The organism is Saccharothrix australiensis, from assembly GCF_003634935.1.
GTDB lineage: Bacteria > Actinomycetota > Actinomycetes > Mycobacteriales > Pseudonocardiaceae > Actinosynnema > Actinosynnema australiense.
The window spans coordinates 4,026,081-4,040,209 of sequence record NZ_RBXO01000001.1 but is presented as its reverse complement, the minus strand read 5'-3'; the positions used below and the strand labels follow the sequence as shown (position 1 = coordinate 4,040,209).

Below are 14,129 nucleotides of genomic sequence, written 5' to 3'. Positions count from 1 at the left end.
GCGGCACGGGTCCGGACGCGACCGTGCCGGGGCCGCGGAACGCGACCCCGGCACGGTGCCGTCACCGGCTACCTCTGCTTGCGGTGCCAGAGGACCTCGCGCGACGGGCCGTACAGCACGACGTTGTCGTCGTTCTGGACGATCAGGCGGTCGGCCGTGGAGCCCGCGGTGTTGGTGTGCCAGCGCCGGGCGCCGTCCGGCGAGTACAGCGCGAAGTCGCCGTCCTCCTGGAGCACCGCGCGGGTCACGTTGGCGCCCTTGGTGTTGCTGGCCCACAGCGCCTTGCGGTCCGCCGTGTACAGGACCAGGTTGCCGTCGAACTGGAGCACCAGGCGGAACTGGCCGTTCAGCGACGTGCGGGACTGGCCGGGCGCCAGCTGCTCGCCGCGCACCAGGCGGTCCGGACCGGGCTGCGCGGGCGGCACCGACGCGTGCAGCAGCACGTTCGGCGAGCCGGCGCCGGGGTCGGTGACGCGGTCCTTGGTGGCGCCGTTGACGATCGCGTCCCGCACCGCGGCCGGGTTGGCGGCCGGGTTCGCGAGCAGGTTCAGCGCGGCCACGCCGGCGACGTGCGGCGACGCCATCGACGTCCCGCTCATCTCCGTGCCCTCGTCGTCCGCGGAGTTCGAGGTGGAGAAGATGTCCTCACCCGGCGCGAACAGGTCGGTGCAGGTGCCGAAGTTGGAGAACACCGAGCGCTGGTCGGTCCGGCCCGTGGAGCCGACGGTGATCGCCTCGGGCACCCTGGCGGGCGACTGGCGGCACGCGTCGGCCTTGCTGTTGCCCGCCGCCACCACGACGGTGATGCCGGCCGCGATCGTCCGGCGCACGGCCGAGTCGAGCAGGTTGTTCTCGCCCGCGCCGAGGCTCATGTTCACCACGGCGGGCTGGATCTTGTTCGTGGTGACCCAGTCGAGCCCGGCGACGACGCCGCCGACGGTGCCCTCGCCCTCGCAGCCGAGCACCTTCACGGCGTGCAGCTTGACTTCCTTGGCCACGCCGACCGCGGCGCCGCCGACCGTGCCGGCCACGTGCGTGCCGTGCCCGTCGCAGTCGGTGTTGTTGTTGTCGAGGGCGTTGTAGTCGAACGTCGCGCGACCGCCGAAGTCCTGGTGCGTCGTCCGGATGCCCGTGTCGATCACGTAGACGTGCACGTCCTTACCCGTGTTCGGGTAGGTGTACGAGTTGTCCAGCGGCACGTCGCGCTGGTCGATCCGGTCGAGGCCCCAGGACGGTGGCGTGGGCTGCACGCCCGACTTGCGGACCTTGCGGTCCTGCACCACGGACGCCACCGCCGGGTCGGCGGCGAGCTGCTTGGCCTGCTCCTCGCTCATGGTGGCCGCGAACCCGTCGACCACCGACTGGTACCGGTGGGTGACCTTGATCCCCGCCTTGGTGGCGAGCGTGTCCACCTGGTCGCGGTCCTTCAGCACCACGATGTAGCTACCCGCGACAGCGTCCTCGCTGTTCGCGTCCACGATGCCCCCCTGTGCGGAAGCCGGTGCTGCACCGAGCCCCACGGCGACTGCCGCGGCGACTCCGACACCGGCGAACCGTCTCCAGGACGCGCCGAACTCTCCCATGCCTGGGTCTCCCTCATGCGGGTTACTCGACTACAAAGGGGTCCGCGCGAACCGTTGTGCAGCCTAGCGGTCCGCGGTCACCATGCACTCACAATTTGCGACAAAGGTTCGGCCAAATCGGTGTGGGCGTCCGGAGCCGCGCACCGGTCGGACCGCCCGCACGGCCGCCACCTGCGGTTTCGCGCCCGGTCGGCGGTCGGGGCCGTGCGGCCCGGCCCCGCAGTCCCCGCCGGTTCCAGCACCTCCGCGCGGCCGGCAGGGCAGTTCCGGCCGCACCTCCGAACGCCACGCACCGAATGGAGCAATTCGCGCGGGGATTCCGGGCCGGACCGCCGCCGAGACCGCACGACGGGTGAATCCAATTGCGCCGATCAGCGGTTCCGGAGCGGTCGTCGGCGGGCGGTGACGACGACGGCGAGCGCCGTCGCGAGGCACAGCCACGCGAACCAGTCGCCGAACCGGGTGTAGGGGGTCGCGCCCGGACCGGTGGGCACGTCCGCCACGACCGTCGTGAACGGCCCGTCGCCGCCGGTGCGCGCGTCCGCCACGACCCGGCCGTGCCCGTCGGCGACGAGCGGGACGCCGGTGCGGGCCGACCAGACGACGGCCTGACCGTGCTCCACGCCCCGCAGCAACGCCACCCTGCTGTGCTGGCGGCCGTTGTCGCCCTCGTCGGACGCGGGCACCAGCAGGAGCCCGGTGCCCGCCGCCGCGTACTCGCGGGTCGGGGTGGAGTGGTTGACGTCGAGGCAGATCGCCACACCGGCCCCCGCCGCCGTGACGACCGGGGTGTCGCCGCGCGGGCTGACCCGGTCCCAGTGCTTGAGGTAGGTGGCCGGTTCACCGCCTTCGGCGCGGAACACGACGGCGTAGTTGTACTTGACGTCGCCGTCCAGGTGCGCGAAGCCGACCACGACGTCCATGTTCCGCTCGCGCGCGAGGCGGCTCATCGGCTCGTGGAGCACGGCGGGGCGGGCTTCGGTCGACCGGAACGACTGCTCGGGCAGCACCACGGCCCGCACGCCTTCGGGCAGGGCCGCGATGTGGTCCGCGTAGGCGGCGACGAGGTCCCGGCCGGCCGGGGTGGCGAGGTCCGGCGCCCACACCTCCTGGTTGGTGGCGACCGCGGCGACGCGCCCGGTCGTGCCACCGCCGGTGCCGGCGAGCCGCAGCGCTCCCCCGCCCAGCGCCACGCCGAACACCACCGGCACCACCACCGCCGTCCGCAGCCGGGCCGCCCCGGTCACGCCGGGGGCGAACAGCGCGGCCACGGCGGACGGCGCGAGCAGCACCAGGAACTCGACACCCCACATGCCGGTCACCGCCGCGGTCTGGAGCACCAGCGGCACGTCGGCCTGGTGGTTCGCGAAGGTGCCCATCAGCCCCATCGGGTTGGACACCGACACCACGTACAGCAGGCCCGTCCACGCGGCGGGCGCGCCCACGGCGGCAGCCAACGCCCGGCCCCGCACGGCGGGCAACCGGAACGCGAGGACGGCCAGCGCGAACGTCAACGACATCCCCACGTCGATCAGCAGCCCCACGGGCAGCATCGGCGTGTCGTGCGACCGCAGTTGGAACGCCCAGCCGTTCGCGGTGCCGAGCAGGAAAGCGAGGAACGCGCCGCCCGCGGCGAGCGGTGCGGGCACCCTCGGCGCGAGCAGCAGCACCGGCAGCGGCGCCACCCAGGTCAGCGCGGCGACGGGCTCGAAACCCGTGCCCAGGAAGAACAGCGGCGCCGAGCACGCGACCGCGCACCCGGCCTTCACGAGATCACGGCCTGAGTCCATCGAGGACCCTTTCGATCGTGCGCTTGCACAGCGCTCGGAAGTCTTGTTCGGACAACGCGATGCGCCCTCCGTGGTAGAGCTGGACGAGCCCCATCGCGGGCGTGGTGACGGCGAGGGTGAGTTCCACCGGGTCGCCGTCGCGCAGGTCGCCGTCGCGGACGGCCCGGCTGACGGCGTCCAGCACGGGGGCGAACGTGGGCGAGCCGCCCGTGCGGAAGTCCTCGGGGAACCGCCGCGCGCCCTCCCGCCGTTCGGTGACCACGAACCGGTACAGGTTCGGCTTGCCCAGGGCGAAGTCGAGGAAGTCGTCGGTGAGCCCGTCCAGCCGCTCCTCGAACGTGCCCCGGTCGCCGCGCCGGCCCCAGCCGGCGGTGAGGTCGGCGACGGCGGCGTCGACCACGGCGCGCAGCAGGGCGTCCCGGTTGGGGTAGTGGCGGTAGGTGGCCATCGGCGTGACGCCGACCTCGGCGGCCACCCGCCGCATGGTGACGGCGTCGGCCCCTTCGTCCAGCAGGATCGCCAACGCCGCCGAGGCGATCCGTTCCGCGGTGCTCATGTGTACACCGTACACGGCGGACGTGTACAGCGTAGACAAGGGTCGTCGTGGCGTGAGCGGAACGCACGACGGGGACCGCGCGCAGCGGGAGCAGCGGTCGCGGAGCCCCAGCTTGGCGAGGATGCGCGACGTGCGCCTTCACCGTCGCCCGGCGCGCAGGGTGCCGCGGTGGACGCCGAGGCGTTCGCGCAGGCCGATCAGCCCGCGCCCGTTGCCCGCCGCGGCCGGGTCCGGCGCACCGCCGGTGTCGGCGACCTCCACCCGCAGCCACTCGGGCCCGTACTCGACGACGACCACCACCTCCGCCGACGCGCCCCGCGTGCTTCGCGGTGTTGGTCACCGCCTCCTGCACCACCCGGTACGCGGCCGGCTCCACCCCGGACGGCAGGGCGCGCGGCGTCCCGGTCACCGCCGGCTCCACCGGCACGCCGGTGTCGCGCACCCGTGCGACCAGGTGGCCGACCTGGTCCAGGCCGGGCGCGACGGCGGCCCGGACGGGCGGGCAGTGCGATCAGCAGGCGCACGCGTTCACCCAACCGGCCCACCCGCCCATGCTCGCCCACGCCCGGACCACCGGGGCATCGGCGCCTCCGCCGATCCCGCGTGCACCACGCGACCACCTCTCGCGGATGAGACGGCCACCGCCGAGCCCGCCTCGCAGCACCACATCGCAGTGCCACATCGCCGAGCGCGCCTCACGGCGCGCCACCGCCGCGCCGTCCCACGTCGGGTCACCAACGAACCCCGTCGCAACCCCCGCTCACGCCGCTCGCCGGCCACGCGTTCGGGCGCCCTCCACGCGAGGCGCGATCCCTCTCCGCACGGAGGCGACCCAATCCTCCACAAAGGACGATCGCGATATTCGATCGCCGGCCCGTGCCCGCTGCGGCAGCATGACGTGGCAAGCGCCGTTACTGCCCTGGAAGGGAACGGATGCCAGTGTCCGGGATCTCCGGCACCACCGACCGCGGTTCACCCACCCGGAGGAAGGCGGTGCTGCTGGCGCTGCGCTGCTACGGCCGCGAGCTGCGCCGCCAGCGCGCGCACGCCGTGCCCGCGCTGCTGTTGCCCGCGCTGGGCAACACCTGCCTGCTCTACGTCGCGCCCCTGGTCGTCGCCACGCTGGTCGGCCACCTCGCGGCCGGCGGCGACAGCTCGTTCGGGGCCGTGCTGCCGTACGTGCTCGGGTTCGCCGCGCTGCTGCTGCTCGCCGAAGGTCTGTGGCGGGCGGGCGTGCACTGCCTCAACCGCACCGACGGCCGCGGCATCGAGCGGCTCGCCGTCGACGGCATGGAGGAACTGCTGGGCAAGGACGCGGCGTTCTTCCACGACAACTTCGCGGGCTCGCTGACGAAACGGGTGATCAGCTTCGCCGCCCGGTTCGAGGAGTTCGTCGACACCCTGGCGTTCTCGGTCGTCGCGAACGTCGTGCCGCTGGCGTTCGCGTGCGTGGTGCTGTGGCGCTATGACCCGCTGCTGGTCGCCGTCCTGCTCGGCCTCATCGTGGTCACGGCTTGCGTCATCGCGCCGCTCGTCCGCCGCCGCCAGGTGCTGGTCGACGAGCGGGAGGCGGCCATCGCGCGCGTGGCCGGCCACGTCGCCGACACCCTGGGGAACATGGAGACGGTGCGCGCCTTCGCCGCCGAGCCCCGCGAGGCGGCGGAGCACCGGGCGCGGGTCGCCGAGCAGCGGAGGCTCACGATCCGGTCGTGGGACTACGGCAACCTGCGCATCGAAACCGTGGTCGCGCCGATGTCCGTGCTCACCAACGCGTTGGGCCTGCTCGTGGCGGTCGGCCTCGCCGACGGCAGGCTCGGTGTGGAGGCGATCCTGGTGACGTTCGCGTACTTCTCCAACGCCACCCGGATCATGTATGAGTTTAATCAAATCTACCGCCGGTTGGAGAGTTCGCTCACCGAGGCCGCGCAGTTCACCGAGCTGATGCTCACGCCGCCGACGGTGGTGGACCCTCCGTCGCCGGAACCACTGCGGCCGAAGGACGCCGGGGTGCGCTTCGACGGCGTGACCTTCGCGCACACCCCGGAGCGCCCGCTGTTCGACGGCCTGGACCTGCACATCCCCAGCGGGCACAAGGTCGGGCTGGTGGGGCGTTCCGGCAGCGGCAAGACGACCCTGACCAGGTTGCTGCTGCGGCTGATGGACGTCGACGGCGGCCGCATCCTGGTGGGCGGCCAGGACATCGCGAAGCTGCGCCAGGCCGACCTGCGCGGCCGGATCGCGTACGTGCCGCAGGAGCCCGCCATGTTCCACCGGTCGCTGCGGGAGAACATCGCCTTCGCCCGGCCGGGCGCGAGCGAAGCCGACATCCTGCGGGCGGCGCGGGCGGCCCACGTGACCGAGTTCGCCGAGGCGCTGCCCGACGGGTTCGACACGCTGGTCGGCGAACGCGGCGTCAAGCTGTCCGGCGGGCAGCGCCAGCGCGTCGCCCTGGCGCGGGCGATCCTGCGCGACGCGCCCCTCCTGCTGCTGGACGAGGCGACCAGCGCCCTGGACTCCGAGAACGAGATCCTGGTGCAGGACGCGCTGTGGAAGCTGATGGCGGACCGCACGGCCCTGGTCGTGGCGCACCGCCTGAGCACGGTGGTCCGGATGGACCGGCTGGTGGTGCTGGACGGGGGTCGCGTCCTGGAGCAGGGCACGCACGACGAGCTGCTGCGGGCACAGGGCCCTTACGCCCGCCTGTGGCACCACCAGTCCGGCGGGTTCCTGGGCGAGGACGAGCCGGCCGAGGACGAGCCGACCACCGTGCGCTGAGCACCGTGCGCCGACGGCGGCGCACGGTGTGCCGCAGCGGGGACCGGCCACCCACGGCGCCGCGTGGATTCACCCGTCGGCACCTGTCGGCCCCGTGCGACGGTCCCCCACGCTGGGGCGGAGGGGGAGCAGATGCCGAAGAAGAAGCGCCGCGCGCGGAAGAAGTCGTCCAACGGAGTCGTCGGCGCCTTGGTCTTCGTCGGGGCGCTGGCGGCACTTCAGCTGGCCAGGGTCGTCGCGGACAACCCGGTGCCGTTCGTGGTCGCCGGGTCGTCCGCCGCGTGCGCGGCGGCGGCGGTCGGCGTGTGGTGGGTGCGGCGGCGGCTGGCCCGCGCCCGGTTGCAGGCGGAGCGCGACCGGGTCATCACCTCCACCGACGGGATGAGCGGCCGGGACTTCGAGCACTGGACCGCCCGGCTGCTGCGGCGTTCGGGCTGCACGGACGTCGAGGTGGTCGGCCGCGCCGGCGACGCGGGCGCGGACGTCGTCGCCCGGAGCCCGCACGGCGGCCGGGTCGTCGTGCAGTGCAAGCGGTACGACCACCTCGCGACCAAGGTCGGCAGCCCCGACGTGCAGCGGTTCGCGGGCACGGCCCGGCACGTCCACCACGCCGACCACGCCCTGCTGATCACGACGACCGGCTACACGAGACCGGCACGGGACCTGGCCGCGACCGTCGGCATCACCCTGGTGGACCGCGACCTGCTGGCGGAGTGGGCGCGCACGGGCGTCGCGCCGCCGTCGACGGGCATCGGACGACCGGCCGTCGACGAGCACCACGGCGCGAGGGGCCAGACCTGACCGAGCGGGCACGACCGGCCGGGCACGACCTCACCGGCCGGGGCACAACCGAGCGGGCACGAATCGGCCGGCCACGGCACAGCGGTCCCCGCCGCCCCACAGGCGGCAGCGCGGCCGTCGTCCAACCGTCCGCCGTCCACCGCGGACGGACCTGCCCACCCGTGCGAGCAACGGTCCGGCGACCGCCACCGGGCCGGCTCGTCGGGCCGGCCCGCCGGGTCAGCCGCCCAGGACGTCGCGCATGGTCTCGCGCAGGCGGTCGAGGAAGTCCTCGAACCGGTCCAACTGGTCCTCCGGGAACCCGGCGACCACCGTTTCGAGGTTCCAGTTGAGCGGGCCGAAGAACGCGCGGGCGGGTTCCTCGATGCGCGGGCCGCTGCGCAACGTCACGATCCGCCGGTCGAAGTGCTCGCGGGTGCGCTCGACGTGGCCCAGCTTCTCCAGCCGGTTCAGCAGGTTGGTGGTCGCGCCGGTGGTGAGCGCGAGGCGTTGGCTGAGCCCGGTCGGCGTCAGCGGTGCGCCCTTGTCCTCCGCGTAGAGGATCTCGACCAGGGCGCGGGCGTCGGTGGCGTGGAGGCCGAGTGACGCGGCGAACCGGCCGGTGATCTCGGCATAGGCCGCACCGAACGCCCGCAGCCGCTCCAGCAGGCGTGCGACCCGCGCTGCCTCGTCCATTCCGCCTGCCCACTCCCACCGCTCGACCTGATGCGTTGACAACCTACCGCGTCGCCATTTAGCTTCATGGTGAAGTTACTTCACCATGAAGCTAAATTTCCGCCAACTTCCCTCTGGAGTTCGCTTTGCGTGCGACACCCCCTCTGTTCACCCCCGCCACGCGCGGCATCACCCAGCCCCACCCCGCCCGCGTCGCGCTGCGCGCGTCGGGCCCGATCGTCCGGGTGGACGCCCCGGCCGGCGGCCCGGCGTGGATCGTCACCGACGACGCCGTGGCCCGCGCGGTGCTGACCGATCCCCGCATCGTCAAGGACCCGGCCTTCGCGCCGCCGACCTGGACCCGGTCCACCGCGGGCCTCGAACCGACCGCCGCCGAACAGCCGTCCCTCACCACGCTCGACGGCCCGGAACACGCCCGGCTGCGCAAGGCCCACGCACCGCTGCTGAGCGCCAAGCGAATGGCCGCGTACTCCGACCGCGTCCACGAGATCGCCCGCCGACTGCTGGCCGACGCCGCCGCTGGTGCCGCCGCCAGTGGTGTCTCCGCCGGCGGTGCCGTCACCGGTGGTGCCGCCGCTGACGCCTCCCAGGCCGACGCCGGCCCCACCATCGACCTGATGGCCGACTTCACCACCCGCTACCCGCTGACGGTCCTGCTGGACCTGCTCGGCATCCCACCGCACCACGTCGACCAGGCCACCGCCGCGTGCCGACAGATGCTCGGCGACGCCGCCGAGCAGGGCCAGGCCATCGCCGCGCTGCGCGCCCTCGCCGACGCCGGCCTGACCGACACCCACCAGCACGCGGCCACCGAACCACGCGGACCGCAGGACCAGGCCACCGGACCGCGCGGGTACCGGGGCCTGGCCGACGAACTGCGTGCCCGGATGCCGGCCGGCACCAGCGCGGACGACCTGAGCTACCACCTGTTCGCGCTGATCTTCGCCGGTCAGCTCACCACCGACGCCGCACTCGGCTTCCTCGTCGCCCGAACCCTCACCGACGACGCCCCCGTCGACACCCTGGTCCAGCTGACCCTGCGCGAGCACCCGCCGGCCCCGTTCACGCTGTGGCGGTTCACCACCACCGACGTGCGGATCGGCGACGAGCACCTGCCGGCCCGCTCCCCCGTCCTGGTGGACATCGAGGGCATCAACACCGATCCCGTGCGCGCGTCCGGGCCGGACCTGACCTTCGGCGCGGGGCACCACTTCTGCGTCGGGGCCCGGCTCGCGCTGCTGGAGCTGACCGCCCTCGCCACGGTGCTGCGCGGTGACTACCCGGACGCGCGGCTCGCCGTGCCGTACGCCGAACTCCGCCGCGTCGACCGCGGCGGCACCCAGGGCACCCGGCTCGCCGCCCTGCCGGTGCGACTGGGACCCGGCGCGTCGCCGGGCCGCTGACCCGTGCGGGGGTGGGCCGTCACGGGCGCGGGACGCCGCCGAACACGTCGTCCTGGGTCGTCTCACAGGCGGTGAGCAGCGCGCCGCGCAGCACCGCCGACCCGCCCAGCGTGCTGGGGCGCACGGTGGTGGGCACCGGGGACAGGGCGGCCAGGCGCTCGGCGACCCGCTCGGCCAGGGCGGTGCCGCCCGCTCGGCCCACCTCGCCGCCGAGGACGACGCAGCCGGGGTCGAGCACCGCCGCGATGGCCGCCGCCCCGATCGCCACGCGGTCGGCCAGGTCGGACAGGAATCCCTCCGCGCCGGCCGAAACCGCCTCGCGGACGAGGGCGGCGGCGGGCGGCTCGTGCGGTGCGGGGGTGGCGGTGAGGCCGTGCGCGGCGGCGAGCGCGGCGATGGCGGGCGAGGAGGCCAGCGAGTGGAATCCCCGGCTCGCCTGCCCGCGACCGGGCCCGCCCGCCACTCCGGCCGCCCGGCTGCCCACCGACCCGCCTGCCGGACTACCCGCCGACCCGGTCGCCGGGCTGCCCGCCGACCCGGCCGCCGGACCACCCGGCCGCACGCCCGCCGAACAGCCGACCCACCCGCCGACCGGGACGTCCGGCACGGGCAGGAAGCCCAGTTCGCCCGCGCCGCCGGACGCGCCGCGGTGCAGGACGCCGCCGAGCACCAGTGCCGCCCCGGTGCCGTGGCCGAGCCACAGCAGGGCGAAGCTGTCGAGGTCACGGGCGTTGCCCGCCCGGTGCTCGGCCAGGGCCGCGACGCTGGTCTCGTTCTCCACCACCAGCCGGCTCGGCAGGTCGCGCAGCGCCGCCATGACGCCGCTGTGCCACGGCGGCAGGCCGGGCGTGGAGCGCAGCTCGCCGCTCACCGGGTCGACCACCCCCGGGACGCCGATGCCCACCGAGTGCAGGGTCGTCGCGCCGACGCCGCGCGCGGTGTCGGTGAGCAGTGCCACGGTGCGCCCGACGGCCGTCGCGGCGTCGTCCGGGCCGATCGGCAGGGCGGCTTCCGCGAGGACGTCGCCGACCAGGTCGGCGACGACGACGGCCACGCTGTGGGTGCGGATGTCGAGCGCGGCCACGTGGGCGCGGTCGCGGACGATGCCGTACAGCGCGGCGTTGGGGCCGCGGCGGCGGACGTCCGCCTCGCCGACCACGGTGACCAGGCCGGCGTCGCCGAGGCGCTTCACCAGTTCGGCGATGGTCGGCCGGGACAGGCCGGTCCGGCGGGTCAGCTCGGCCGCCGTGAGCGGGCCGTCGCGCAGCAGGAGGAGGGCCTCCCGGTCGTTGATCGCCCGTGCGGCGCTCGGTGAAGCGGGCATGTCCCGTCCTCCCACCCTTTTATTCAGGAAGCCTTCCTGATAATTTCCGTATTCTACTACCGGAAGGGGTGGGGAACGTGGGCGACACAGCCCTCGCCGGCGGTCTGCGGACCGCCCGGATCGCGGTGGCGGCCGTGTTCTGCGTGCACGGCGCCGTGCTGGGGTCGTTCGCGACCCGGGTGCCCTGGATCCAGGACCACACCGCGATCGGCGCGGGACAGCTGGGCCTCGCCCTGGCGTTCCCCGCGATCGGCTCGGCGTTGGCCATGCCGTTCGCCGCCCGCATCGGCCACCGGTTCGGCGCCCGGAACGCGCTGCGCGGCCTGCTCGCGCTGTGGACGCTGGCCCTGGTCCTGCCGACGCTCGCGCCGAACCTGCCGACGCTGTGCGTGGCCCTGTTCGCGTTCGGCGCGGCGTCGGGCATGTCCGACGTGACGATGAACGCGCTGGGCGTGGAGGTCGAGCGGGGCCTGGGCCGGTCGATCATGTCGGGCCTGCACGGGATGTGGAGCGTCGGCGCGCTGCTCGGCTCCGCCGCGGGCACGTTGGCCGCCCACCTGTCGGTGAGCGCCGCCCTGCACCACCCGGTGGCGGCCGTCGTGCTCACCGCCGCCGGGCTCGCCGCCTGCCAGGGCGTGCCGGACGTGCGCCCCGAGCAGGACGAGGAGCCGCCGCCGCGGTTCGCGCTGCCGCCGAAGTCCGCGCTGCTGATCGGCGCGATCGGGTTCTGCGCCGTGTTCGCCGAGGGCGCGAGCCTGGACTGGTCGGCCGTGTACCTGCGCGACATCCTGGACACGTCGCCGGGCCTGGCGGCGGCGTCCACCACGGGTTTCACGCTGACGATGGTGGTGGCGCGGATCGCGGGCGACGCCGTGGTGAACCGGTTCGGCGCGGCGCGCACCGTCCGGGCGGGCGGCCTGGTCGCCGCCGCGGGCGGGGTGCTCGTGGTGGCGGCGCCGCAGCCGCTCGTCGCGATCTGCGGGTTCGGCCTGCTGGGCCTGGGCATCGCGGTCGTGGTGCCGCTGGCGTTCGCGGCGGCGGGCCACGGGCAGGACAACCCCAGCCGGGCCATCGCGGGCGTCGCGACCATCACCTACACCTCGGGCCTGGTCGCGCCCTCGCTCATCGGCGCGATCGCGCAGGCCACCAGCCTCTCGGTGTCGTTCATGGTGGTGACGGCGCTCGCCTTCGCCCTGGTGCTGTTCGCCGGCGTGCTGTCCACCCGCCGCGAGTAGGCGGAGGGGAAGCGCGGTCACCGGGCCGCCACGCGGTCCGTCGGGGATCGGGTGGCGGCCCGCCGCGCCGTCAGTCCAGCCGCAGGGTCGGCGAGTACAGGTCGATCCAGTGGTAGAGGTCCAGGACGCGGTCGAGGCCGCGGCGCTCGATCGGGGCCATCGTCATCGGGTCGCCCTCGCACACCCGGTGCACCCAGGACCGGTCGGCCACGTCGAACACCGCGTGGGCCGGTTCCGCGAGCAGCTCCTTCGCCTGCTGCTGGAGGGCCGCGCCGTAGCCGGGGTCCTGTGTGGACGGGTACGGGCTCTTCACGCGCTGCCGCACCGACTCGGGCACGACGTGCGCCGTGGCGTGCCGCAGCAGGCTCTTCTCCCGCCCGTCGAACGTCTTCAGCGACCACGGCGTGTTGTAGACGTACTCCACGAGCCGGTGGTCGCAGAACGGCACCCGCACCTCCAGGCCGACCGCCATCGACACGCGGTCCTTGCGGTCCAGCAGGATGCGCAGGAACCGGGTGAGGTTCAGGTGGCCGATCACGCGCATCCGGGCGTCGCGCGCGGGTTCGCCGTCCAGCGGCGGGACGTCGGCCAGCGCCGTCCGGTACTGGTCGGCGACGTACTCGCGCAACCGCAACCCGTGTTCCAGCTCCCGGCGGTACATGGGCGCGCCGTCGGTCATCAGCGGGGTCGGGAACGCCAGCCACGGGAACGTGTCCGCGTCCACCGAGTCGTCGTGGAACCAGCGGTAGCCGCCGAACACCTCGTCCGCCGCCTCGCCGGACAACGCCACCGTCGACTCCGCGCGGATCGCCTTGAACAGCAGGTAGAGCGAGGCGTCGATGTCGCCGAACCCGGCGGGCGCGTCCCGCGCGGCCACCACCGCGCGCCGCACGTCCGGGTCGGTGAGGCGGGCCGGGTCGAGCACCACGTCGTGGTGCTCGTTCCCGACCAGCGCGGCGACGTCGCGCACGTACGGCGAGTCGGGCGTGTCGCGCATGACGTCGGGCCGGAAGTTATCCTCCTGGCCGAGGAAGTCCACCGAGAACGTCCGCAGCCGCTCGCCCTCCTCGGCGAGCAGCCCGGCGGACAGCCCGGTGAGGGCGCTGGAGTCGAGACCGCCGGACAGCAGCACGCAGCGCGGCACGTCGGCCACGAGCTGCTGGCGCGCGATGTCCGACATCAGCTCGCGGACGCGCGCGACCGTCGTCTCCCGGTCGTCGGTGTGCGGTCGGGCGTCGAGCCGCCAGTAGGTCCGCGTCCGGATGCCGCCCCGCGTGACGGTGACGACGGTGCCCGGCCGGACCTCGTGCACGCCGTGCCACAGCGACCAGCCGGGCCGCTTGGTGAACGCGATCAGCTCGCGCAGCCCGTCGGTGTCGACCACCCGCTCGACCAGGGGGTTGGCGAGGATCGCCTTCTGCTCCGACCCGAACAGCAGCCCGTCGGGCGTCGGGTGGTAGTAGAGCGGCTTGACGCCCATGCGGTCGCGGACCAGGACGAGCCGGTCGTCGCGCTCGTCCCAGATCGCGAACGCGTACATGCCGTTGAGCCGGTCGACCACGGCGTCGCCCCACTGGAGGTAGCCGTGCAGCACGACCTCGGTGTCGCTGTCGGTCCGCCAGGTGTGCCCGAGGCCGGTCAGTTCCGCGCGGAGTTCGGCGAAGTTGTACGCCTCGCCGCTGTAGACCATCGCCACGTCGCCGTTCGGGGTCGTGACCGACATGGGCTGCCGACCGCCGGGCAGGTCGATGACGGCGAGGCGCCGGTGGCCGAGCGCGACGTGCGCGCGCGCCCAGGTGCCCGCGTCGTCGGGTCCCCGGCAGGACATGGTCGCGGTCATGGCGTCCACCACGTCCCGACGCCGGGTCAGGTCCTGGTCGAACGACACCCATCCGGTGATACCGCACATGCGGGGCCTCCCTGGCGATTGCTTAGCAATCACAACCATTGGCGATCCCCCGATGTAACACCCGACCGGTAGGTTCTG

At 74.0% G+C, this 14,129-nt stretch carries 11 protein-coding genes; 4 read left to right on the top strand and 7 right to left on the bottom strand.

The window, feature by feature from the left end; all coding sequences use genetic code 11:
* Nucleotides 1-68: 68 nt before the first annotated feature.
* The 4 genes from C8E97_RS17395 to C8E97_RS35360 all read right to left on the bottom strand — a co-directional run bounded on the left by C8E97_RS17395 (nucleotide 69) and on the right by C8E97_RS35360 (nucleotide 4,226).
* Nucleotides 69-1,478 (bottom strand): S8 family serine peptidase, encoded by a 1,410-nt coding sequence (locus C8E97_RS17395; protein WP_246018954.1) that lies wholly within the window; start codon nucleotides 1,476-1,478, stop codon nucleotides 69-71.
* 476 nt (nucleotides 1,479-1,954) lie between these two features.
* Nucleotides 1,955-3,373 carry a nitrilase-related carbon-nitrogen hydrolase gene (locus C8E97_RS17390; protein WP_121006675.1) on the bottom strand — a complete coding sequence of 473 codons (1,419 nt, stop codon included), beginning with the start codon at nucleotides 3,371-3,373 and terminating at the stop codon, nucleotides 1,955-1,957.
* A complete protein-coding gene (locus C8E97_RS17385; RefSeq protein WP_121006674.1) occupies nucleotides 3,357-3,929 on the bottom strand; it encodes a TetR/AcrR family transcriptional regulator in 573 nt (190 codons plus the stop codon). Before C8E97_RS17385 ends, C8E97_RS17390 begins: the two co-directional genes overlap by 17 nt.
* Before the next feature lie 138 nt (nucleotides 3,930-4,067).
* Nucleotides 4,068-4,226, bottom strand: coding sequence for a sensor histidine kinase (locus C8E97_RS35360; protein ID WP_211347051.1), 159 nt, complete (start codon nucleotides 4,224-4,226; stop codon nucleotides 4,068-4,070).
* Nucleotides 4,227-4,862: 636 nt separating this feature from the next.
* On the opposite strand from C8E97_RS35360, the gene C8E97_RS17375 reads away from it, so the two are divergent.
* On the top strand, nucleotides 4,863-6,704 hold the full coding sequence (locus tag C8E97_RS17375; RefSeq protein WP_121006673.1) for an ABC transporter ATP-binding protein: 1,842 nt from the start codon (nucleotides 4,863-4,865) through the stop codon (nucleotides 6,702-6,704).
* A gap of 132 nt (nucleotides 6,705-6,836) precedes the next feature.
* A complete protein-coding gene (locus tag C8E97_RS17370; protein ID WP_121006672.1) occupies nucleotides 6,837-7,505 on the top strand; it encodes a restriction endonuclease in 669 nt (222 codons plus the stop codon).
* Nucleotides 7,506-7,724: 219 nt separating this feature from the next.
* Here C8E97_RS17370 and C8E97_RS17365 read toward each other — a convergent pair whose 3' ends face one another.
* Entirely contained in the window at nucleotides 7,725-8,180 is a 456-nt protein-coding gene (locus C8E97_RS17365) for a MarR family winged helix-turn-helix transcriptional regulator (RefSeq protein ID WP_121006671.1), read from the bottom strand.
* Between the two features lie 125 nt (nucleotides 8,181-8,305).
* On the opposite strand from C8E97_RS17365, the gene C8E97_RS17360 reads away from it, so the two are divergent.
* Nucleotides 8,306-9,583 carry a cytochrome P450 gene (locus C8E97_RS17360; RefSeq protein WP_246018953.1) on the top strand — a complete coding sequence of 426 codons (1,278 nt, stop codon included), beginning with the start codon at nucleotides 8,306-8,308 and terminating at the stop codon, nucleotides 9,581-9,583.
* Between the two features lie 19 nt (nucleotides 9,584-9,602).
* On the opposite strand, the gene C8E97_RS17355 is transcribed toward C8E97_RS17360, so the two are convergent.
* Complete coding sequence (locus C8E97_RS17355; RefSeq protein WP_121006670.1) at nucleotides 9,603-10,907, bottom strand: ROK family transcriptional regulator; 1,305 nt, start codon at nucleotides 10,905-10,907, stop codon at nucleotides 9,603-9,605.
* Between the two features lie 77 nt (nucleotides 10,908-10,984).
* Between C8E97_RS17355 and C8E97_RS17350 the strand changes: the two genes are divergently transcribed.
* Entirely contained in the window at nucleotides 10,985-12,142 is a 1,158-nt protein-coding gene (locus C8E97_RS17350) for an MFS transporter (RefSeq protein WP_246018952.1), read from the top strand.
* Between the two features lie 70 nt (nucleotides 12,143-12,212).
* Here the strand turns inward: C8E97_RS17350 and asnB are convergent, their stop codons facing one another.
* Complete coding sequence (gene asnB / locus C8E97_RS17345) at nucleotides 12,213-14,051, bottom strand: asparagine synthase (glutamine-hydrolyzing) (protein WP_121006668.1); 1,839 nt, start codon at nucleotides 14,049-14,051, stop codon at nucleotides 12,213-12,215.
* Between the last annotated feature and the right edge of the window lie 78 nt (nucleotides 14,052-14,129).

Bases quoted from the DNA above. Each gene is read 5' to 3' on its own strand.
- C8E97_RS17375 (WP_121006673.1), top strand. From the start codon at position 4,863: ATGCCAGTGTCCGGGATCTCCGGCACCACCGACCGCGGTTCACCCACC.
- C8E97_RS17355 (WP_121006670.1), bottom strand. From the start codon at position 10,907: ATGCCCGCTTCACCGAGCGCCGCACGGGCGATCAACGACCGGGAGGCC.
- C8E97_RS17390 (WP_121006675.1), bottom strand. From the start codon at position 3,373: ATGGACTCAGGCCGTGATCTCGTGAAGGCCGGGTGCGCGGTCGCGTGC.
- asnB (WP_121006668.1), bottom strand. From the start codon at position 14,051: ATGTGCGGTATCACCGGATGGGTGTCGTTCGACCAGGACCTGACCCGG.
- C8E97_RS17365 (WP_121006671.1), bottom strand. From the start codon at position 8,180: ATGGACGAGGCAGCGCGGGTCGCACGCCTGCTGGAGCGGCTGCGGGCG.
- C8E97_RS17385 (WP_121006674.1), bottom strand. From the start codon at position 3,929: ATGAGCACCGCGGAACGGATCGCCTCGGCGGCGTTGGCGATCCTGCTG.
- C8E97_RS17370 (WP_121006672.1), top strand. From the start codon at position 6,837: ATGCCGAAGAAGAAGCGCCGCGCGCGGAAGAAGTCGTCCAACGGAGTC.